The organism is Prescottella equi (genome assembly GCF_020171745.1).
GTDB lineage: Bacteria > Actinomycetota > Actinomycetes > Mycobacteriales > Mycobacteriaceae > Prescottella > Prescottella equi_A.
Genome location: NZ_JAIVAH010000020.1, coordinates 100183 through 122173 on the forward strand (window position 1 = coordinate 100183; position 21991 = coordinate 122173).

General features: G+C 69.6%; 14 protein-coding genes and 3 tRNA genes. 8 read left to right on the forward strand and 9 right to left on the reverse strand.

Annotated elements, in window-relative coordinates; genetic code table 11:
• Positions 1-1245 (reverse strand): L,D-transpeptidase, encoded by a 1245-nt coding sequence (locus tag LCL87_RS17240; protein WP_510850794.1) that lies wholly within the window; start codon positions 1243-1245, stop codon positions 1-3.
• Positions 1246-1518: 273 nt separating this feature from the next.
• On the opposite strand from LCL87_RS17240, the gene LCL87_RS17245 reads away from it, so the two are divergent.
• Positions 1519-1591, forward strand: a tRNA-Lys gene (locus LCL87_RS17245).
• Positions 1592-1631: 40 nt separating this feature from the next.
• Positions 1632-1704 (forward strand) — tRNA-Lys (locus LCL87_RS17250).
• 172 nt (positions 1705-1876) lie between these two features.
• Here LCL87_RS17250 and LCL87_RS17255 read toward each other — a convergent pair.
• Positions 1877-2098 carry a DUF3618 domain-containing protein gene (locus LCL87_RS17255; RefSeq protein ID WP_225021784.1) on the reverse strand — a complete coding sequence of 74 codons (222 nt, stop codon included), beginning with the start codon at positions 2096-2098 and terminating at the stop codon, positions 1877-1879.
• Between the two features lie 143 nt (positions 2099-2241).
• Here LCL87_RS17255 and bcp point away from each other — a divergent pair, with 143 nt between their 5' ends.
• Positions 2242-2712 (forward strand): thioredoxin-dependent thiol peroxidase, encoded by a 471-nt coding sequence (gene bcp, locus LCL87_RS17260; RefSeq protein ID WP_225021786.1) that lies wholly within the window; start codon positions 2242-2244, stop codon positions 2710-2712.
• A gap of 12 nt (positions 2713-2724) precedes the next feature.
• Here the strand turns inward: bcp and LCL87_RS17265 are convergent, their stop codons facing one another.
• The 3 genes from LCL87_RS17265 to LCL87_RS17275 all read right to left on the reverse strand — a co-directional run bounded on the left by LCL87_RS17265 (position 2725) and on the right by LCL87_RS17275 (position 6642).
• Entirely contained in the window at positions 2725-4095 is a 1371-nt protein-coding gene (locus LCL87_RS17265; RefSeq protein WP_225021788.1) for a dipeptidase, read from the reverse strand.
• A gap of 77 nt (positions 4096-4172) precedes the next feature.
• On the reverse strand, positions 4173-5879 hold the full coding sequence (locus LCL87_RS17270; RefSeq protein WP_225021789.1) for a DEAD/DEAH box helicase family protein: 1707 nt from the start codon (positions 5877-5879) through the stop codon (positions 4173-4175).
• A gap of 1 nt (position 5880) precedes the next feature.
• On the reverse strand, positions 5881-6642 hold the full coding sequence (locus tag LCL87_RS17275) for a TetR/AcrR family transcriptional regulator (protein ID WP_225021791.1): 762 nt from the start codon (positions 6640-6642) through the stop codon (positions 5881-5883).
• Between the two features lie 111 nt (positions 6643-6753).
• Between LCL87_RS17275 and LCL87_RS17280 the strand changes: the two genes are divergently transcribed.
• The 3 genes from LCL87_RS17280 (at position 6754) to LCL87_RS17290 (ending at position 9256) form a co-directional block, all read left to right on the forward strand.
• Complete coding sequence (locus LCL87_RS17280) at positions 6754-7707, forward strand: ATP-binding cassette domain-containing protein (protein WP_225021794.1); 954 nt, start codon at positions 6754-6756, stop codon at positions 7705-7707.
• Entirely contained in the window at positions 7704-8489 is a 786-nt protein-coding gene (locus LCL87_RS17285; RefSeq protein ID WP_510850795.1) for an ABC transporter permease, read from the forward strand. Before LCL87_RS17280 ends, LCL87_RS17285 begins: the two co-directional genes overlap by 4 nt.
• Before the next feature lie 107 nt (positions 8490-8596).
• Positions 8597-9256, forward strand: a complete 660-nt coding sequence (locus LCL87_RS17290; protein WP_510850799.1) for a TetR/AcrR family transcriptional regulator — start codon at positions 8597-8599, stop codon at positions 9254-9256.
• A 149-nt stretch (positions 9257-9405) separates the two neighbouring features.
• On the opposite strand, the gene acpS is transcribed toward LCL87_RS17290, so the two are convergent.
• Together acpS and LCL87_RS17300 are read right to left on the reverse strand one after the other, a co-directional pair.
• Positions 9406-9819 carry a holo-ACP synthase AcpS gene (gene acpS, locus LCL87_RS17295; RefSeq protein ID WP_225021798.1) on the reverse strand — a complete coding sequence of 138 codons (414 nt, stop codon included), beginning with the start codon at positions 9817-9819 and terminating at the stop codon, positions 9406-9408.
• Entirely contained in the window at positions 9819-19127 is a 9309-nt protein-coding gene (locus LCL87_RS17300; RefSeq protein ID WP_225021800.1) for a type I polyketide synthase, read from the reverse strand. The genes acpS and LCL87_RS17300 overlap by 1 nt, the downstream gene beginning before the upstream one ends.
• Positions 19128-19562: 435 nt before the next feature.
• On the opposite strand from LCL87_RS17300, the gene LCL87_RS17305 reads away from it, so the two are divergent.
• Positions 19563-20225: a DUF8548 family protein gene (locus LCL87_RS17305; RefSeq protein WP_225021802.1), complete on the forward strand. Its 663-nt coding sequence runs from the start codon at positions 19563-19565 to the stop codon at positions 20223-20225.
• Positions 20226-20302: 77 nt separating this feature from the next.
• A tRNA-Leu gene (locus LCL87_RS17310) sits at positions 20303-20387 on the forward strand.
• 569 nt (positions 20388-20956) lie between these two features.
• On the opposite strand, the gene LCL87_RS17315 is transcribed toward LCL87_RS17310, so the two are convergent.
• Both LCL87_RS17315 and LCL87_RS17320 read right to left on the reverse strand, forming a co-directional pair.
• Positions 20957-21241, reverse strand: coding sequence for a hypothetical protein (locus tag LCL87_RS17315; protein WP_225021804.1), 285 nt, complete (start codon positions 21239-21241; stop codon positions 20957-20959).
• A 73-nt stretch (positions 21242-21314) separates the two neighbouring features.
• The gene (locus LCL87_RS17320; RefSeq protein ID WP_225021806.1) at positions 21315-21923 is read right to left on the reverse strand and encodes a TetR family transcriptional regulator; all 609 of its coding nucleotides are present in this window, start codon (positions 21921-21923) and stop codon (positions 21315-21317) included.
• Positions 21924-21991 lie beyond the last annotated feature (68 nt).

Below are 21991 nucleotides of genomic sequence, written 5' to 3' on the forward strand. Positions count from 1 at the left end.
TCATGCGTTCCCGGCGCGCCAGGTCTCCCACGGGACGTTCCAGTCGCCCAGGCCGTCGGTGCCGGACAGTGTCCCGCCCACGGTGTTCTCGACGATGACGATGTCGCCGCGCTTGGTGTTGTCGTAGATCCACTTCGCGTTCGACGGGCTCAGGTTCAGGCAACCGTGGCTCGTGTTGGTGTTGCCCTGTTCGCTCAGGGACCAGGGCGCCGAGTGGAAGAAGATGCCGCTGTAGGACATTCGCGTGGCCCAGTCGACGGGCGTGCGGTAACCATCCGCGGAGTTCACCGGCACGCCGTACGTGGACGAATCCATCACGAGATGGTCGAACCGGTCGCCGATGATGTAGACGCCGTTGTCAGTGGGGGTGCTGTTCTTGCCCATCGACGTCGGCATCGTCTTGACGTCCTTGCCGGCCACGTTCACCGTCACCTGCTTGGTGTCGTCGTCGGCGGTGATGACGACCGCGTCGCCGATCGTGAACGCGGAGTGGACATCCTCCTGGCCGAACATGCCCTTGCCGAGGTCGCGGCCGTAAACCTTGACGTCGACGGTCACCTTGGTCCCCGGCGCCCAGTAGTTCTGCGGGCGCCAGCGGACCTCGCGGTTGTTGAGCCAGTAGAACGCGCCCTCGACGGGCGGCACCGTGACGATCTCGATGGCCGCCTCGGCCGCCTTGCGATCGGGGATGTTCTCGTCGAACTGGACCGCGACGGGCTGGCCGATCCCGACGACGCTGCCGGCGCCCGGCATCACGTACGGCTTGGTGAGGTTGCCCGGCGCACTTGTCGTGAAGGTGAGGGTGGTCGACGACGAGCCGCCGAGCCCGTACGCGTCGGCCTGCAGCGTGTACTTGCGGTTGTAGCCGAGCGGTTCGGTGTTGGTCCAGGACAGTCCGTCCGGGGCGACCACACCAGCGACGGCGCGGCCATCGGGATTGCGCAGTTCGACGTCGACCAGTCGACCGTCGGCCACCCGCACGACGACCGGATCACCGGGCGAGAATCCCACGGCCCCGTCGGTGACGGTCGTGGTGACCACAGGCTTGATCAACGACAGGAGCGGATTCGAGTCGATGGGCGCGTCGGACGACGTCGATGCACCGGCCGGCCCTGTCGAGATGGTGCATCCGGTGACGAGCATCACCACCCCGAGCGCCGCAGCCAGCGCCGCGACGACCACCGGAACCTTCGAACGTCCAACTAGCCCGCCGCGCCGACTCTCGACCCCGCGACCGATCTTCATGAAAACCCCACTTCACAACCACAACAGCCACGACACACCCGCCTGGCGTGCCCCGCCCACGCACCGGAACCGCTATCCGTCCGACGCCCGCGCCACTGCATGATGCCAGTCCCACGAGGCGCTCTCCGGCGACGTGCCGGAGGGTCGAGTAACGGTCGAATACCAATCGCTACCTGCGCCGCAGCAGTTACAGTGGCACGGATTTGCTTTCGCTGGAAGCGGTCCGCTAATGTTCTCATCGCACCGAGCGAGGGACACCTCGCGACGAGCAATGCGCCTATAGCTCAGTTGGTAGAGCAAGTGACTCTTAATCACTGGGTCCGGGGTTCGAGTCCCTGTGGGCGCACGCTAGTTCACTAGCAGCCGGTTATCCGGCAAATGGGCATGCGCCTATAGCTCAGTTGGTAGAGCAAGTGACTCTTAATCACTGGGTCCGGGGTTCGAGTCCCTGTGGGCGCACCGAGAAGGCCCCCCGCACATCGTGCGGGGGGCCTTCGCCGTTTCCGGAGCACGTCGTGCGAGCACCGCACCGCACCGCACCACACCGAGCAACGACGAACGGGACATCAGGTCACACGATCCGTTGGAAGGTGTGTCCTGATGTCCCGTTCGGGGTCGGTGGCCGCTCGGGTCAGCGGAAGATCTTGCGCAGCACCAGGAGCCCGACGACGGCACCGGCACCGATGAGCGCGGCCTTGACGGCGGGCTCGTTCAGCTTCGCGAGCACGTTGTGCTTGGTCGTCTCGACCAGCCGCTTCGGGTTGGCACGGACGGACAGCACGTCGAGTGTCTGCGCGAGCTGATTGCGGGCGTTCTCGATGTCCCGCTCGATGGCCTCGGTGTCCCTGGGCACGTGTCCTCCAACTGGTTCGAATGATGCGGCTGTCCGCTGCTGTGCCGGTGACGCTACCGGCACAGCTCGACACAACCGTAGAACAGACGGGCGTCCGCGGCGCAGACCGCACCCGTCGTATCGCTTCGGTAGCCTCACTCGCTGTGACCGACAACAGGCTTGCCCCCGGAGACATCGCTCCCGAGTTCACCCTGCCCGACGCCGACGGCAACGAGGTATCGCTCGCCGACTACCGCGGCCGCAAGGTGATCGTGTACTTCTACCCGGCCGCGAGCACGCCGGGCTGCACCAAGCAGGCGTGCGACTTCCGCGACAGCCTCGCCGAGCTCAACGGCGCCGGCCTCGACGTCGTCGGCATCTCCCCCGACAAGCCCGCCAAGCTGGCGAAGTTCCGGGACAACGAGGGCCTGACGTTCCCGTTGCTCTCGGACCCGGAGAAGACGACGCTCACCGCGTGGGGCGCGTTCGGCGAGAAGAAGATGTACGGCAAGGTCGTCCAGGGCGTCATCCGCTCGACGTTCCTCGTCGACGAGGACGGCAAGATCGAGGTCGCGCAGTACAACGTGCGCGCCACGGGCCACGTCGCGAAGCTGCGCCGCGACCTGTCCGTCTGATCGCCCGGCCGATCACTTTCCCCGTCCGCCGAGGCCCAGCAGGAACAGGGCCTCGGCGACGGCGAGGTTCTCGATCTCGGAGGGATCGACGCTCTCGTTCGGCGCATGGATGAGCGCCTGCGGCTCCTCCACCCCCATGAGGACGATCTCTGCGTCGGGGAACTGCTCGGCGAGCACGTTGCACAGCGGGATCGTCCCGCCCTGCCCCGCCACCGCGAGCGGATGGCCGTACGCGGTCTCGAGCGCTGCCTGCAGGGCCGCGTAACCCGGTCCCGACGTCTGCGCCCGGAACGGCGCTCCCACAGCCTCGCGCTCCACACGCACGTGCGCGCCCCACGGCGCGGCACCCTCGAGATGGGCGACGAGCGCGTCCTGCGCCCGGTGGGGATCCATTCCGGGCGGCACACGCAGATTCAGACGAGCCGACGCGCGCGGCTGGATCGCCGCGGCCGAGCCGACCACCGGCGGCGCGTCGATGCCGAGGATGGTGAGCGCGGGCCGCGCCCACACGGCGTCGGCGACCGAGCCCGACCCGGTGAGCCGCACGCCGTCGAGCACGCCGGCGTCCTTGCGGAACTGCTGCTCCGGATACTGCGCGCCGTCCCAGTCCTGCGCGGTGTCGAGTCCGTCCACGACGGTGTTGCCACCGTGGTCGCGGAGCGTCGACAGCATCTGCACGAGGGCCGCGAGCGCGTCGGGCGCCGATCCGCCGTACATGCCCGAGTGCAGTTCTCCCTCCAGGGTCTCCACGTGCACCACGACGTTCGCGATCCCGCGCAGGCTGGTGGTGACCGTCGGCTGGCCGACCGCGACATTGCCGGTGTCGGCGATCACGACGACGTCGGCCTCGAACAGTTCGGGCCGGTCCCGCACCAGTTCCTCGAGGCCGCCCGTGCCCATCTCCTCCGAGCCTTCCGAGACGATGCGGATCCCGACCGGGAACGTGTCCCCCACCGACGCCAGCGCGCGCAGCGCCAGCAGGTGCATCACGACGTTGCCCTTGCAGTCGGCGGCTCCGCGTCCGTACCAGCGGCCGTCCCGCTCGGTGAGTTCGAACGGCGGTGAGTGCCACAGCGCCTCGTCGCCGGCGGGCTGGATGTCGTAGTGGCTGTAGAGCAGGACCGTCGGGGCGCCGTCCGGGCCCGGCTGGTGCCCGACGACGGCCTTCGACCCGTCCGACGTCTCCACCAGGCCGACGTGGCCGATGCCGACCGCACGGAAGGCGTCGGCGACCCACTTCGCCGCCCCGGTGCACTGTTCCGGTGGCGCCTGGCGGGGATCGGCGATGGAACGGAAGCCGACGAGCGTCGCGAGTTCGTCGCGGGCCGTCGGCATGAGCTTCCCGACTCGGGACCGGATCTCGTCCGACTTCTCCACCACCACGGCACCTCCAGCGTTCTCGACGTGACGTCCCGAGCCTACGAGCCCGGGCGTGTGTACGTGAGGATCCGAGCGTTCCGCTAGCCGATGGCGTCGGACGGCAGCCACGCGGCACCGAACAGCTCGGCGATCGCCGTGAGCGTGCTCAGGTCGCCGTCGACGGACGCGGCGGCCACCAACAGCCGCTGCACCATCGTCGCGGCGGCCTGCTCCTCGACGGTGCCCTCGCTGTACAGCAGGAACCAGGGGCACACCTGGTAGTCGCGGTGCGCCCGGCCGACGGTCTGGCGGGCTGCGATCCCGGAATACCGCGGCTGATGGAACAGCCCGATCCGCGGCGTCGACGTCGCACTCGTCCCGTCGGCGAGCTGTTCGTTCGCGTGCAGGCTGATCGCCGTGGTGGTCGTGAACACGCAGACCGCCGCCTCCCCGCGCTGGAACCGCAGCCGCTGCTCCTCGGCGTCAGGGCGACCCCCGAAGATCCGGGCGACCGGGACGCCGCGGGCCTCGAGGGCGTCCGCGATCGGGTCGGCCGCGGTCGAGACCATTTCCGCAGCGACCAGCACCTGATAGCCCCGTGCAACGTACGCCGCGGCGAGATCGACGGTGTGCGGTACACGAATCATGCCCGCCTTCTGCCGGAACCGGAGCAGCGCCGCCAGGCCACGCGCGGTATCGGATCCGGTGCGGGCCAGTCCCATCTCGCGCCGGAACTCGCCCCACTCCAGGTCGTACTGCTCCTGCTCGGCGAGCGTCAGCTCGACGCCGAGGCCGTCGATCGGGGCCGGTCCCCACGGGGAGTCGCGGTGGAGCATCAGCGGTGGGTCGTGCTCGGTGAGCCAGCCCCGCACGGTCGCGACGGCTTCGGCCTGCAACGACACCCGCTCCACCGCCTCCGGCGACCACTGCCAGGTGCCGAACTTGCGGGCCAGTGGGAGTCCGGCACGGGCGAGCCTCGCCCCGAGATCGTCCCACTCGGACGGGTCCTCGCCATGGATCTGCGCGAACAGCGACGACATGTAGCGCCACTCACCGGGGTGATGTCCCGGGGTCGCCGTGACGGCGATGAGGAACGGAGCCTTGGCCGGTGCCGCGAGCATCTTCGTGATGCGGCGCATGTAGTCGGTGCGCTGCGAATCGTGCCGGAAGTTCTGCGCCTCGTCCGCGATGACGACGTCGAAGGAGAACTTCGGTCGGCCGTTGGCGGCGATCAGCTTCTTCAGCTGATCGGGCGAGCAGATCATCCATCGGTGTCCGCCGTCTCCGACCGCGGCGATCGTCGAACGCCACGACGGGATCGTGATGGCGGTCGGCCGATCGACGATCACCAGCACATTCGTGCCGCCGCGTCGATCGAGGACCTCCTTCGCGCCCATGACCGCAGAGATCGTCTTGCCCATCCCGACGTCGTCGAACAGCGCCATCCCGCGCATCCCATGCCGGGCGGCGGCCGCGATCGCACGACCCGCCTCGAGCTGCTCGGGCCGCGGTGTCTTGGGAGCGGAGGTCGCCGACGGGCCCCGTGTCCCGTTGAAGTCGTCCTCGATCCACTGCTGATAGCTGTACGGCTTGGCGGCGAACGGTGCCAGCACCGCCGGAAGCTCGCGGCCGACGTGGACGTGGCAGCGCAGCTTCTTGTTCCACGACGCGCCGGGAGCACTGACGCGGTGCGGGACGTCGAGCATCCACACCCGCTCGCCGGGTGCGGGCGCCGGGACCGCCGGGACGGGAGCGGTCTTGCGCGCGGTCTTCTTCGCCGGACGCCGGCGTGCGGTGCGGTCGGCCACGTCAGGATTCCGAGCCCGAATCCTCGGCCGCGCTCCGGGAGTCGTACCGCGCGACGAGACGCTCGATACCGTCGAGGAGCAGGCCGAGCCCGAACCCGAAGTCCGAGTCCTCCCACTCGACGCCGTCGTCGGCGAACGCGCCGGCGTCGAGGGCTGCCGCGAGCGCAGGGAACCGCGCCGGGTCGAGCACCCGCGAGAGGATGCTCGCGTAGTCGTCCGGCTCGGCGTCCGGGGCGAGGTCGAGTGCGAACCGCGCCCGGCCGATGACGTGGACCGAGACGTTCAGCGCCACCTGCACCTTGAGCGCCTCCGGCAGTCCGGTCGGCGCGAGGCAGCGGAGAGCCGCGTCCAGCCAGGCCATGTTGTTCGGCCCCAGGGGCGCACCGTTTATCGGCAGGCGCAGCCACCACCGGTGTCGCATCAGGGCGTCGTACTCGGCTCTCGCCCACACCTCGAGGCCCTCCCGCCAGGGCAGGTCGGACGGGATCTCCGGTGGTGTGCCGATGACCCGGTCGGCGATCAATTCGAGCAGCTCGTCCTTGCTCTCGACGTAGCGGTACAGCGACATCGTGGTGAATCCCAGTTGCTTCGCGACCCGGGCCATCGACAGTGCGGCGACGCCTTCCTCGTCGGCGAGTTCGATGGCGGCGTCGAGGATTTCGTCGACGCTCAGCCCGCGCTTGGGTCCGCGCCTGCCGGCCTCGTTCAGCCCCCAGGCCAGCTCCACGAATCGAGGCAGGGCCGCGCCGTCGGTGGCGTCCATCCGCGTCATTGTTCCTGCCTGTCATTCCGGTCGGACTCTTGCGCTCATCCTAAAACTGCGTATGGTCTAAACAGTTGTGTATCACATACGCAGTTTTGGGGAGGAGAGATCATGACCCGACATCAGCCCGGCCACGCCATCTCGGTCACGGGCCTGCGCAAGTCCTTCGCCGGACGGACCGTGCTCGACGGCGTGGACCTGCGGGTACCCGCGGGCACCGTGTTCGCCCTGCTCGGAGCCAACGGGGCCGGCAAGACCACCACGGTTCGCGTGCTGTCCACGCTGCTGCCGTTCGACGCGGGAGAGGTCGAGGTCGCGGGCCACGCGCTGCCGTCGGCGGCCCGTGCGGTCCGCGCCGACATCAGCGTCACCGGCCAGTACGCCTCGGTCGACAAGCTCCTGACCGGACGCGAGAACCTGGTGCTGATGGGCGAACTCCACCACCTGGGCCGTCGCGAATCCCGGGACCGCGCCGGCGAACTGCTGCACCGGTTCGACCTCGTCGACGCCGCCGACCGCCGCGCCGACACGTATTCGGGAGGCATGCGCCGCCGCCTCGACCTCGCGATGAGCCTCGTTGCCCGGCCGCAGGTGCTGTTCCTCGACGAACCGACCACCGGACTCGACCCGCGCAGCCGCCGGGACATGTGGGACATGATCCGGGAACTGGTGCGCGAGGGCACCACCATCCTGCTCACCACCCAGTATCTCGACGAGGCCGACGCCCTCGCCGACCGCATCGCCGTCCTCGACGGCGGCCGGATCGTGGCGGAGGGGTCGGTGGACGAACTCAAGCGCCTCGTCCCCGGCGGTCATGTCGAGCTCCGGCTCCACGACGGCGCGCAGGCTGCCGCGGCCGCCGCCGCGCTGCCCGAAGCGGTCTTCGACCCCGAGACGTCGTCGCTCACGATCCCCACCGACGGCAGCATCGAATCCCTCGGAAGCATCCTCGGCCGCCTCGACGACCGGACACTGTCCGTCGAGCGATTCGCCCTGCACACCCCCGATCTCGACGACGTGTTCTTCGCCCTGACCGGCACCGAGCGGAAGGAAGAGGTCCGATGACGACACTCACACCCCGGCGCGACGAGCCGACCGTGCTTGCGGATTCGTGGGCGATGTTGCGGCGCAATCTCACCCACATCACCCGCAGTCCGGACACGATGATCACCGCGCTCGCGCTGCCGATCATGCTGATGCTGCTGTTCGTGTACGTCTTCGGCGGCGCGATCGACACCGGCAGCGCGTACATCGACTACGTGGTGCCCGGAATCATCCTGCTGTGCGCCGCATTCGGCTCGGCCACGACGGCAGTGAGCGTGTCGGCGGACATGACGGACGGCATCGTCGACCGCTTCCGGACGCTGCCCATCGCACGTTCGGCGGTGCTCAACGGCCACGTGCTCGCGAGCGTCGTCCGCAATCTGATCACCACGGCCCTGGTCGTGGCCGTCGCACTGCTGATGGGATTTCGGCCGACTGCGGACCCTCTGCGCTGGCTCGGCGTCGTCGGCGTGCTCGCGTTGTTCGTGTTCGCGCTGTCGTACCTGTCCACCGCGCTCGGCCTGCTTGCGAAGAATCCGGAGGCCGCCAACGGATTCACCTTCGTGATCCTGTTCCTCCCATACGTCAGCAGCGCGTTCGTGCCGGCCGAGACGATGCCGACGTGGCTGCGGTGGTTCGCGGAGAATCAGCCGGTCACGCCGGTCATCGAGACGGTGCGCGGGCTGCTCATGGAGACGCCGATCGGCAACAGCGCGTGGCTCGCCGTCGCGTGGTGCGTCGCCATCGCCGCGGTGGGGTACGGCGCCGCGACGACGCTGTACCGCAGGCGCACCGCGCGGTAGGCGGTACCGGGGGAAACACCAGAAGCGGGAACCTCGTCGAATCCGAACGAAAAGACAGATAACCTGTGCTCGTGGAGTCCACTACCAGCCGCCGTCCCCCTCGCCGGGTGGACCCCGCGCTGGAGGTCCAGAGCGACCCCCAGGAACTGATGCCGCGGAAGCGTCCCACGCAGGAACGCAGCCGTCGCAAGTTCGACGCGTTGCTCAACGCGTCCCGCGAGTTGCTCGTCGACGTCGGGTTCGAGTCGTTCACGTGCGAGGAGGTCGCGGCGCGCGCCGACGTCCCGATCGGCACCCTGTACCAGTTCTTCGCGAACAAGTACGTGATCGTGTGCGAGCTCAACCGGCAGGACCTGGTGGGTGTGCAGCACGAACTCGAGACGTTCAACGGCGAGGTGCCGTCCCTGGACTGGCTGCGGTTCCTGAACAGTTTCGTCGACCACATGGCCGGGTTGTGGACGTCGGATCCGTCGCGGCGAGAGGTGTGGCTGGCGATGCAGTCGACGCCGTCCACCCGCGCCACCGGCGTCATCCACGAGAAGGCGCTCGCCGAACAGATCTCGCTCATGCTCGCACCGCTCACCCCGCACACCCCGCGTGAGCGCCGCACGATGATGGCCGAGGTGCTCGTCCACGTCGTGTACTCGATGCTGAACTTCTCCGTGCAGGACGGGCAGAGCCACGCCGACGCGGTCGCCGAACTCAAGCGGCTGATGGTGGCCTATCTCCTTGTCGCCGAGAAGGAATCGCGCTCCTCCGACAGCTGACGCGGGCCGCCCGTGTGTGGCCGAATGTCACACACGTTCAGTTGGACTGACCCGATGTGACATTCGGCCGCACGCACGCACGCGGAACGACGAACGAGGCCGGCCGACGGATTGTGTCCGTCGACCGGCCTCGTGTTTTCCGTGCTCGATCAGCCGATGGGCTGGATCGGGTCAGGTTCTTCGATGACGACCATCGCGCCCGCCACGTCCCCGTCATGGGTCAGCGACAGGTGGATCTTCGCGCTCGGCAGGAACTCCGCGGCCTCACCGTGCAGCTTGATGGTGGGCCGGCCCCAGGCGTCGTTGACGACCTCCACCAGCGCGTAGGCGTTGTCGCCGACGGCCGGCGGCCGGGCGAACCGCGAGGCCGCCCAGGCCTTGATGACGGCTTCCTTCGCGGCCCAGCGGACCGCGTAGTGCCGGGCCGGGTCGGTACTGCGGGACTCGCAGTACCGACGCTCGGCCGGGCGGAAGCTCGACAGCATCGCGGTACCCGGACGCTTCATCTGCTCTTCGAACTCCGAGATCGTGACGACGTCGAAGCCGATTCCGAGGACTGCCATCACTGGCACCCGGGCTTTCCGGCGCGGTACACGTCGTCGGCACCCAGACGCGCATCCTCGGTGAGGAGCATGTCCGCCTCGAGCTGACGAGCAGCCTTGGCGGACACCGAATCTCCGCCGAAGCGCCGGTCTGCGGGACGCTCGTACAGGGCCTGGCCGCCGCACATCGCCGACGCCAGACGACGCTGCCCGTCGATCGTGCGCTGCTGCGCCTGCGCCAGGTACGCCTCACGCCGATCCGCGGGGATCGACTCGACGAATGCCTGCGAGTGCACCACCGCGATCAGGCCCGACACGTGACCGAAGCCGAGGCTGGTCAGCAGGCCGGCCTTGAGCGCGAACTGGTCGCCGAAGCGTAGCGGGGTCCGCGGCCACACCAGGTGCGAGAACTCCGCCATCTTGTCGTCGACGCAGTCCAGGCTGCGGTTCGGCGGGACGACGCCCTGGCTGAGGACCTGGCACAGGCCGATCAGCTGGAACGCCGCCGCGCCGCCCTTGGCGTGGCCGGTGAGCGTCTTCTGCGAGATGACGAACAGCGGGGCGCCGTCGCTGCGGCCCAGGGCCGCGGCCAGACGCTCGTGCAGTTCGGCCTCGTTCGGATCGTTCGCCGCCGTCGAGGTGTCGTGCTTGGAGACCACCGAGATGTCGTCGGCGGTGATTCCCAGCGCGTTGAGCGACAGCGCGAGCTGCGAATCCTGTCCCCCACGACCGGCGCCGAGGGCACCGATGCCGGGAGCCGGGATCGAGGTGTGGACACCGTCGGCGAACGAGCCGGCCCACGCGACCACGCCGAGAACCGGCAGGCCCATCTCGAGGGCCACGTCACCGCGCGCCAGCAGGATCGTGCCGCCACCGGCCGACTCGACGAAGCCGCCGCGACGGCGGTCGTTGGCCCGCGAGAAGCGGTTGTCGGCGATGCCCTTGGCGGACATCTCGTCCGACTTGGCGGTCGCGGACATGTCGCCGAAGCCGACGATGCCCTCGATGCCCAGGTCGTCGAAGCCGCCGGCCACGACCAGCTTGGCCTTGCCGAGCTTGATCTTGTCGACGCCCTCCTCGACGGAGACCGCGGCCGTGGCGCACGCCGCGACCGGGTGCACCATCGCGCCGTAGCCACCGACGTACGACTGGACGACGTGCGCCGCAATGACGTTCGGCAGGGCTTCCTGCAGGATGTCGTTCGCACGGGACTCGCCGAGCAGCGTGTCGATGTACAGCGAACGCATCGACGTCATGCCGCCCATGCCGGTGCCCTGGGTGTTGGCGACGAACGCCGGGTGCACCCAACGGAGCAGCTCGGACGGGGTGAAGCCGCCGGTGAGGAACGCGTCGACGGTGGAGACGATGTTCCACAGGCCGACCCGGTCCACGGATCCGGCCATGTCGGCGGGGATGCCCCACTTGGTGACGTCGAATCCGGTCGGGATCTGGCCGCCGACCGTGCGGGTCAGCTTCACCTTGCGCGGCACGCGGATCTCGGTGCCGGCCTTGCGAGTGACCGTCCAGTCGCCGCTCTCCGGGTCCACCGCAGCGGTGGTGTTCTCCGGGTCGGAGTCGACGAACGCGCGGGCCTCGGCCTCGGAGCCGACGACGAAGGACAGGTCCTTGTCGATGAACACCGACGTCAGCAGCGGGGCCGTGTTGTCGACCATCGCGCCCTCGTCGCCGTAGGTGCGGATGCCGCAGCGCTCGACGACGGTGTCGTGGTAGCGCTCGGCGATCTCTTCCTCGGGCACCAGGTCGCCGCTCGCGACGTCGTACCAGCCCGGCTTGGGATCGTTCTCCCACGCCACCAGTCCGGTGTTCCACGCCAGCTCGAGCACGCCGGCCGCCGACAGCTGCTCGTCGACCTCCATCTCGAAGCGGGTCCGCGAGGAGCCGTACGGGCCGAGCTCGCCGGCACCGACGATGACGACCAGGTCGGTGGGATCGACGTCCAGCTCGGGCCACGACGGCGCGTCCAGCGCGTCGACGATGCGCGGCGGGGCGGGCAGGGCGGCAATGGAATTCGCGTCGGCAGCGGCCTCGTCCTTGGCCTTGCCCGCAGCCTCGGCCGCCTCGGCGGCCTCCTTCGCGAGCGCCGGGAGGTCGAGGTCGACCTCGGCGAGGCCGCCGGTGAGATCGATCAGGCGCGGCGCCTGCGCGGCGGCACGCTTGACCTCGGCCGTGCACGAGCCGAGCAGCTCGGTGGCCATCTCGTCGGTGGACCAGGTGCGGACGCCCTTGGCCTCGACGGCCTCGACCATCGGGTCGTTGCCGCCCATCAGGCCGGTGCCGCGCACCCAACCGATCAGCGCGTGCACCAGCGTGACCCGCTCGGCCCACGTGCGCTCGGCCGACCAGCGGCCGACGACCGCGTCGAGCGCGGCCTTCGACTCGCCGTAGGCGCCGTCACCGCCGAACAGGCCACGGTTCGGGGAACCGGGCAGCACGACGTGCAGGTGGGTGTCGACGTCGCGGTCGTAGCCGATCTGCGACAGGCCACCGATCAGACGCTCCACCGACCACAGCAGCACCCGCATCTCCATCTCGGCGCGGGCACCCGCGTCGGACAGCTCGCCGGCCACTCGCGGTGCGGCGAACGGGAACAGCATCGTCGGCGTCATCGCCTCCTTGACGAGCTTCTTTGCGCCACCGGCTGTTTCGGTCTGCACGTTGCCGACCCACTCGACCAGCGCATCGACGTCGGTGTACGACGCCATGTTCGCGGGCACCACCCACAGGGCGGCACCGGCGCGGGCGTTCGCGCTGTAGAGCTTGCGGTAGAAGCCGAGACGGTCGCTGTCGAGGCGTGAGGTGGTCACGACGACCGTGGCACCGCCGCCGAGCAGCTTGCCGGCGACCGACGCGGCGATCGAGCCCTTGCTGGCGCCCGTGACGACCGCGATCTCACCGGTGTACTGGCCGGTCTCCTCGGCCGGGGCGACCGCGACCTGCGCGATGCGGCCGTAGACCTCGGCCAGCGTCGTGCGGCCTTCCTCGGCGGCGCGCTGCTGCCACCACTGCGCGTGGGCTGCCACGGCGGCACCGGCACCGTCGAAACGCTCGACGGTCAGGTCGATCTCACCGGTCCAGCCACGTGCGAGGTCCTCGCGGGCGGTGGCCCAGCGGTCGTCGATCAGGACGGCCTTCTTGGCGTCGAACGCGGGAGCGACCAGACGCGGCCAGTCGGAGCCGAGCTCGGCCGACACCAGGTCGACGAGCGCGGTGTCGTCCGCGGAGACCGCGGCGGCGGCCGACTCGCTGAAGCCGAGCTGCTCGAGCACCAGACGCGCGGCCGAGGCCAGCACACCGTTGCGGCCGGTGATGGCCTCGGTGAACTCACCCAGGGCGGCAGCGTCGACGGTTCCGCCCGCTCCGCCACCGGTGGCCGGCATGGAGACGGCGACACCGCGGCGCGACGCGACGGACTGGACAGCGGCGTCGACGAGCGCGTCGACGGCGGCACCGTCGGCGATCGCACCCTCGTGCAGGCCACCCATCGCGCCACCACGGACGCTGGAGCCGTCACGCGTGCCGAGCGCGACCTCGGCGGTCACGTGGTTGGCCCAGCCGTCGCCGAGCTCCCAGACCTTCTTGACGCGGTCCGCGATCGCACCGGGGCGGCGGCCCGACGGGCCGAACACCTTGCGCAGGTGATCGTTGATCGAGTCGGACAGCACCGGGCCGAACGGCTTGTAGGTGCGGGCCAGGCGATCGACCGTGACCGCGAGCGAACCCATGTCGGCGTCCGCGGCACCGTCGATCGCGCCGAGCGACAGCTCGGAACCGAGGTCGACGAGCAGCTGGTTGCGGCGCGAGGAGACGCCGTCGCACAGTGCCTCGATCGTGTCGGCGGGACCGATCTGGTCCGGGCGCAGCTTCGTCCACAGCGCGATGAGCACCTTGGTGGCGTCAGCGGCCTTGAACGCGATGTCGTCCGGACGCGGGCCACCGGCCGGCGCGGCCGGGGCCGCGACGGGTGCAGCGGCGGCCGGAGCCGCGGCAGCAGAGGCCTCGGGCGCTTCCGGTTCATCATCCTCGACCGGCGCCGGATCGACGTCGGTGCTGTAGACGATCGATGCCTCGCGCTCGATGTTGAGCACCTCGACCTTGGTGTTCGAGTGCTCGTCCAGCTTGAGGGTCTGCGACGCGAGGTTCGCGACGGTCGGGGTGGCACCCAGACCGATCTCGACGAAACGCTCGACCCCGAGGCCACCTTCGGCCTCGTCCGTGAACAGCAGGTCCTGCGTCTCGATCCAGCGGACCGGGCTCGCGAACTGCCAGGCCAGCAGCTCGACGAGGATCACGCGGGTCAGCGCGACCGGGCGGGAGGCCCAGTTGTCGAAGTCCGCGAGGACGGCCTGCAGCTGCTCCGACGGCACCAGATCGGCGATCTCCTGGACGAAGTCGCGGCGCAGGTTGAACAGGCGCGGCACCAGGTTCGGGATGTAGCGACCGATCAGCAGCGACGGATCGATGTCCTGCGGCAGCAGCTCGTCGAGCTTGGCGCGGAAGTCGTCCACACCGCCACGCAGCACGGTCGAGTGGAACGGCACGTCGATGCCCGGCACCACGATGAACGCGCGCTTGCCACCGAAAGCCTCACGGCGGATGTCGATCTCACGCTCGAGCGCGGCGAGACCCTTGACGGTGCCGGCGATCGCGTACTGCGAACCCTTGAGGTTCAGGTTCACGATCTGCAGGAATTCACCGGTCGCGTCGGCGACGCCACCCACGAAGGCCTGCAGCTCGTCGTCGGCGACACCGATCTGCGACGGGCGGATCGCGGCCATGCGGTAGTCGCTGCGGCCGGCGCCGTCACGGGGCACCAGCTCGTGCATCGCCGAACCGCGCTGGAAGACGACCTCGAGCAGCGCCTCGAGCGGCAGCACGCCGGCGACCGCGGTGAGGGCGTTGTACTCGCCGACCGAGTGACCGGCCAGGTAGGAACCCTCGACGAAGGCACCGGACTCACGGAGTTCGGCGACCTGCGCGACACCGAGGGTCGCCATCGCGACCTGGGTGAACTGGGTCAGGTGCAGCACACCGTCCGGGTGCCGGTGCTCCACGCCGCGGGCGCGGACCAGCGTCGGGTTGTCGCGGACGACAGCGAGGATCGAGAAGCCGAGGGCCTCACGGGTGTGCTTGTCGGCGCGCTCCCAGACCTCGCGGGCGGCCTTGCTGCGCGAGCGGGCGTCGAGGCCCATGCCCGGACGCTGGATGCCCTGGCCGGGGAAGGCGTACACGGTCTTCGGCGCGGCGGTGCGGCCGGTCGCGACCATCACCAGATCGCCGTCGACGCGGCAGCCGACCTCGACGATCTCGTCACCGCGATCGGTGGCGACACGGTCGACGCGGACGTCGATCTCGGCACCGGGGCGAACCATGCCGAGGAAGCGCGCGGTCCACGCGGTCAGGCGACGGGTCGGCACCTTCGATGCCGGATCGACCGCGATGACGGCCTGCTGCGCGGCGGCCGACAGCCACATGCCGTGGACGATCGGGCTGCCCAGACCCGCGAGCAGCGCTGCGGCGTCGGAGGTGTGGATCGGGTTGTGGTCACCCGAGACGCGGGCGAACGCGGCCATGTTGCGCGGCGCGACCATCTTCAGGTCGCGGCGACGACGACGCGGGGTCTCCGCGACGTCGGCGGACAGCGATCCGCCGGCGCGGGCCGGATCGGCCAGCTCGCCCTTGCCGGTGCGGCCGCGGATCGCGAAGCGCTCGGTCAGGGTGGCGACGGCGGGAGCGTCGAGGCCCTCGCCGAGCATCGCGCCGACCTCGACACGCACCTCGACGACGCGTCCCATGTCGGTGTCGATGACGTCGCCCGCCTCGGCACGGACCACGAGAATGCTGGTCTCCGAGGGCAGTTCGCCGACCAGGTTCACCGCGTGGTCGAGGTGGACCAGGTCGAGCATGCCCTCGATGACGTGCACGCCGGACTCGGTGGTGGCAGCGCCGAGCGCCGCGAAGACGGCGGGCCAGCAGGCTCCGACGACGACGTCGGGCACGGCCTTGCCGCTGGTGCTCACGGTCTCGGGCAGGCCGACACCGGTGACACCGGCGTGGTCGGCGATCAGGTCCGGGGTCCACGCCAGGTTGATGTGCGCGACGCCACCCTTGACGGCCGGAAGCTCCTGCCCGGCAGCGACACCGAGCAGTGCCGACATCGACGCCTCGGCGTCGGCCTCGGTGATGACCGGGGCACCGCCGTCACGGACGGTGGCGGGCACGGTGATCCGGATCTCGACGGCCTTGCCCTGCGCGAGCGGCACGGTCAGGTCGACGTGCTCGGCGTCCGCGACGACGAGGCGCGCGCCGGTCTTGTCGTGGCTCGCGACGGTGTCCGACTCGATCGACCACTCGGCGACCTCGCCGAGTCGGCGGACCGGGTTCTGCGTCAGGCGCGCGGCCCACAGCACGTCGGGAGCGGTGAGGACGGCGTCGAGCAGACCGGTGCCGAAGCCACCGTGGCGGCGACCGGCGATCGGGGTCGGGGTCGCGCCGGCGGCAACCAGTTCGTCGGCCGTGGCCTTCTCGAAGCGGTCGAGCAGTTCACCGACGGGCTCGTCGACGCGGGTGATGCCGGCGACCGCGACGGTGCCGGGGATGATGCACACCTGGTCGGCGGTGTAGCGCGCGTCGTGCGCCTGCCACAGCGAATCCGAACGCCACCAGCGGCGGACGTCGCCGTCGACGACGGGCACGAAGTTGACCGGCTTGCCGGGGGTCTTGCACAGCGTGACGAAGAACGGGACGTCGGCCGGGTGCAGAACGGTGGTGGCGTAGTCGGGGTATGCGGCCTCGAGCGCACACAGCGCCGCGAAGGGCTGGTCGAGCGTCGCGGCATCCGCGAACAGTGTCTGGATCGGACCGCGGTCGTTGCGGTGCAGACGGGCCTCGGCACGCTGCAGCATCTCGCCGAAGCGATCCCGCCACGACACGTCCAGCCACACCGACTGGGTGGCGTCGGCGATCGCGTCCTGCACGTCGCCGCCGCAGTCGAACGCCTGCGCGGAGTCGACGCCCACGGCCAGCTCCAGGTAGCGGCGCAGCCACTGCTGGTAGGTCATGGTGGCGACGTCGCCGAAGTACGGCTTGGCGGTGACGTCCAGCGCGGCGATGATCTCGTCGCGACGCTCGGCGACGGCGTCGGCGTCACCGGCGACCTCGTCGAGCAGACGGCCGGTGCGCGAGGCCGCATTGTCGATCTCGTGGATGTCGGCACCGAGCTGGCTGCGGCCGGAAGCCATGCCGCCCTGCGCGGTTCCCGCACCGACCCAGTCGGGGGTGCCGGGGGTGTCGACGAGCATCTGCTTGACGTCGGCCGAGGTGGTGGCTTCGAGCGTCGCCATTGCGGCGGTGCCGACGAGGATGCCGTCGAGCGGCATCGCCGGGAAGCCGTACTCGGTGGCCCAGCGGCCGGTCAGGTAGTCGGCGGCCCGCTCGGGGGTGCCGATGCCGCCGCCGACGCACAGCACCAGGTTGTCGCGGGTGCGCAGCTCGGCGTAGGTCGCGAGCAGCAGGTCGTCGAGGTCCTCCCACGAGTGGTGGCCACCGGCGCGGCCGCCCTCGATGTGGACGATGACCGGGAAGTCCGGCACCTCGTTCGCGATACGGATCACGGAGCGGATCTGCGCGACGGTGCCCGGCTTGAACGCGACGTAGCTGAAACCGGCCTCGGTCAGCTCGTCGATGATCGTGACGGCTTCCTCGAGCTCGGGGATGCCGGCGGTGACGACGACGCCGTCGAACGGGGCACCCGCGGCGCGGGCGCGCGGCACGAGGCGCTTGCCGCCCACATGCAGCTTCCACAGGTACGGGTCCAGGAACATCGAGTTGAACTGGACGGCGCGGCCCGGCTCGAGCAGACCCTTCAGCCCCTCGACGTTGTCGGCGAAGATCTGCTCGGTGACCTGACCGCCACCGGCGAGCTCGGCCCAGTGGCCCGCGTTCGCGGCGGCCGCGACGATCGCCGGATCGACGGTCGTGGGGGTCATGCCGGCGAGCAGGATCGGCGAGCGTCCGGTGAGCTTCGTGAACGCGGTCTCGACGGCGACGCGGCCGTCGGGCAGGGCAACGGCCTTGGGCGCGAACTCGGTCCAGGCGCGAGCGACCTCGGGGGTCGCACCCGGGGTGAGCAGGTTGCGGTGGCCGCCGCGGGTGGACGCGGCGAGGATGCCCACGCCGTGGCCGCGCAGGCCGGTCGAGGTCATGCGGGTGAGCAGGTCGCCGGGGCCCAGATCCAGGATCCAGCGAGCGCCGGACTCGACGGCGCCTTCGACGGCGTCGACCCAGTCCACCGGGTCGACGAGGACGGCCTGCGCGAGCGCGCGCACCTGGTCGGCGTCGAGGCCGCAGCGGGTGGCCCAGCCACCGATGACCTCGACGGCCTCGGTCAGCGCGGGATGGTGGAAGCCGATCTCGACCGGGAGCGACTCGAAGACGGGCGAGAACACCGCGCCGCCACGGGTCTTGGCGTCCCGCTCACGGGCCTCGTCGGCCGCGATCTGCTCGCAACGCTGCTGCACGCGCGCCAGCTGCGCGGGCGGACCGGACAGCACGACGCGACGACGGCCGTTGCGGATCGCCAGGACGGCGGCACGCTCGGGCTCCTGGCCCTCGGCCAGCTCGGCGACGATCGCGGCCAGGCGCTCGGGGTCGATGTTGGAGACGGCCAGCATCGGCGAACGGTCGGCGCCGGCGATGATCCCGCGGCGACGGCCGACGAGACCGGCAGCCGCGCCGATGAGCTGGGCGGTCGCGAGCAGGGCGCCGTCTGCGGCACCGCCGCCGGCGACGGCAGCGGCGGCGATCAGACCCTGCGAGTGGCCAATCGTGGAGACCGGGGCGTTCACCGCCGGGTCCAGGCCCTGCTGCTGCAGTGCGCGCAGCGCGGCGAGCTGGGTGAGGAAGACGCCGGGCAGCGACACGGCGGCCGACGTGAGAGCGGCGGCCGACGGAACGGACGCGCCCGCAGTGTCTTCATCATCGGCGAGCTCCTGCTCGAGGATCCACGCGATCGGGTCGAACCCGACCGGGCGCACGACGAGGAGATCTTGGGCAACCGGCTCGAGCATCGCGGCGGCCTCGTTCACCAGCTCGGTGAGCGTCGGCTCGAGGGCACTGTCGCGGGCGAGTTCGGCGAGCGCACTCAGCCACGGGGCGCCCTGGCCGCCGAACGCGAGCGCATACGACTCGCCGGCGCGCAGGCGGTCCACCAGCGGGCCCTGCGCGGCGGACCGAACGGGCGTCCGATCGGCACCGAACTGGCTCTGCTCCTTCGAGGTTCGTCCGTTTCCTGCAGTGTCGTCAATCGTCACTGAAGTTAAGTCCTCTCCTGGTTCCCTGACGGGAGGTAGGTCGTGGTCGGCCGCCCTCGGCAGAGCTGACGCGCGATATCGCGAGATACCCACGGCACCCCTCGAATCCACTTCGAAATCCAGCGAATCCGGGCGTGTAAAGGTTGGCACAGAATCATGAGGAAAGCCTCACGTTTGCCGGTGGCACCTTTTCTACCAGCGAGTATCGAGTGACATTGCGCACAGGAACGTCAATAAGTGACTCGCGAGTAGACCTCGTTACCGCGGGTCAGGGGGTATGCGAGGACGTCCACAAACCTGAGGAAAACCTCACGTTGATTGTTATCAATTCGTGACCTGCTTGACGGCGAGGCCCGTTCGTGCGGTGCGGCCCGCGGCACTGTCGGACGTCGCCGCTACCGTCCGACGCGTCAATCGAAATCCAGGGGGGAATTCATGACCGCACAGCAGGTTCGCGCGCTCGTCGAACACATCGATGCCGCACTGCCCCACGACCGCTCGCACTGGCCGTCCGGCTGGCCACACGAGGCCGAAGCAGCACTGCTCGACGCAATCTTCTCGGCCCGCGCCACGTACGGCGCACCGACGTCCGGCGTCCGTCGGGTCGTTGCCAATTGGCGGGCGCACCGCGAGAGTGAGCTCGACGACCTCACCGCGCTGGCCGCCTTCACCGACGCCCCGGACCACCTCGCCGAGATCCTCGACAACCGCCAGCGGGTGCCGGGGAACTACACCACCAAGGCCGAGGCCGCCGCACTCGCGGCGGCGGCGCTCGTCGACGCGGGCGTCGCCGGCAGCGCACGGATCGGGGACGGCCGCCGCGCGTGGGAGGCCCTCACCTCCGTGCCGGGACTCGGCGGCAACACATGGGAGACATTCGTCCTGCAACTCGGCCTCGTCGGCCCCGCAGCGCTCGACGCGATGCGCGGGTTCGTCGCGGAAGCACTCGCCCCCGGCGACTCGCCTGTAACCGAGGCCGAAGCACTCGAACTGCTCGCCGCCACGGCCGAAACCGAGGACACTCCGCCGGCCGCCCTCCTCAACGCCGTGTGGCGGTACGGACGCGGCCGGGCGACGCCGAAACCGTTGTCCGCGTAGCGGAATCACCTCGCACACACCGGTGGCCGATCCTGCGGTTCGGGACCGGCCACCGGTGGCGTAGGCTGACATCGCTCGCGCGAGTGGCGGAATTGGCAGACGCGCTGGATTTAGGTTCCAGTGTCTCAGGACGTGGGGGTTCAAGTCCCCCCTCGCGCACCAAGATCGTTTCCACGGGGAACCAGGACCGATTAGCGGCCGCAGGCCGCCACTTCGGAACGGACGCCTCGAGCCGGTCTAGAGACCTATCGAACGCAGGTACTGCGCGGTGTCGTTCAGCCAGCCGAGGAACGCACCCACCGCGGGGCCGATGACCGGGCCGAACCAGAGCGTCGGGTCGTCCAACATCACCTGATCTCACGTTGCATGAGGATGTCCGTTCAGTCACACGAAATCTCGGTCCGGTCATGCGTGTCAGTCGACCACCTCGTTGCGGCCGTCCTGTTGGACGATCAGTCTGCGAGCCTGACGATCGAGAAGCAAGAGGCACCCCGCCATCGATAGCATCAGCGGCCAAGCCAGTGTCCAATTGGCAGGCGCGTCCGAGAAGACAGTGTAGAACGAGACGCCCAGGAGAATGCCCGAGAGAACGCCGAGAACCCAACGAAGAGCTCGACGTGACCTTCTGGGCTCCATGACTTTTCCGCTCCCAGTCATGCCTGAGAGTCAACCATTACTTCGCCGGCCGCCGTCGTGATACCGGGAACGAGAGTGTCGGGCAGCCTCAGGCTCTAGCCGATGTAGCCGGTCTCCGGGTCGATCATGCCGAGGAAGTTCCTGATCGACTCCCGATGTTCGCCGATTGTCAATCGATATGGCTCCGCGGATGAACGGCCCAGCACCCGCGCCGGCCCACCCCCGAAGCCGTACCCGTCATTCGGCCCGGATTCCCAGGTGTAATCCTCGCCTCCGCCGGAGCGCATCTCGACGGTGAAGACCTCTCCGTCGACGTCGAGAGTGAAGGGACCATCTTGCGGACGCGGCCGATAGTCGTCCCACCACTGATCGGTGTCCATGACCCGAGGCTCTCACACGGCTCCCCGAACCGGCGTCCGGTGGGTCGTCAACGCTCTGGAGAACTCCGAGACATCATGCCGCGTGCTCTGCGGCGAGCGTCGCGAAGGACCGGCGCAGCAGTTCGACCGCGTCCGCGCCCTCGGATTCCGCCCAGGCCGTCAGTGCGATGTCGAAACACGCGAGCGCGGCCTGCACCAGCGTCTGTGCCCGCAGCTCCGTGTGGTCGCCGGCCAGACGCGCCTCCACAACGGGGACAAGCATGCTCGCCCAGGCCAGGTGCTTTTCGAGGTTTCGGGCACGGAGCGACGCGGTGCTGGTGAGCACGCGCATGGTCCGCTTGCTGCGTTGCTCGTCCTCACCGCTGCGCGGGCGAGACACCAGGGATTCGAAGGAGATCCGCAACGAGACCAGAACCGGTTCGTCGGCCGGCCGGGAGGCGAGCGCGTCGCGGACGAACTCGCCCCAGCGGGTCAGGTCGCCGATGACCGCATCCTCCTTGGCCGGGAAGTAGCGGTGGAAGCTTCGCGCGGATATCCCCACCTCGGCCGCGATCTGCTCGACGGTGACCGAGTCGAATCCGTGTTCGGCGAACAGATCGACCGCTACCTCGGAAATGCGTGTGCGCACGGCCTCGCGGGTGATGTCGCGCAAACCCGGGGTCGGTGTCGAGGAACTGTCCACGTCGGCAGCGTACATGGACAAAGTTGTCAGTCTCTGACAGATTAGGCTGCAACTGACAAACAGGAGGG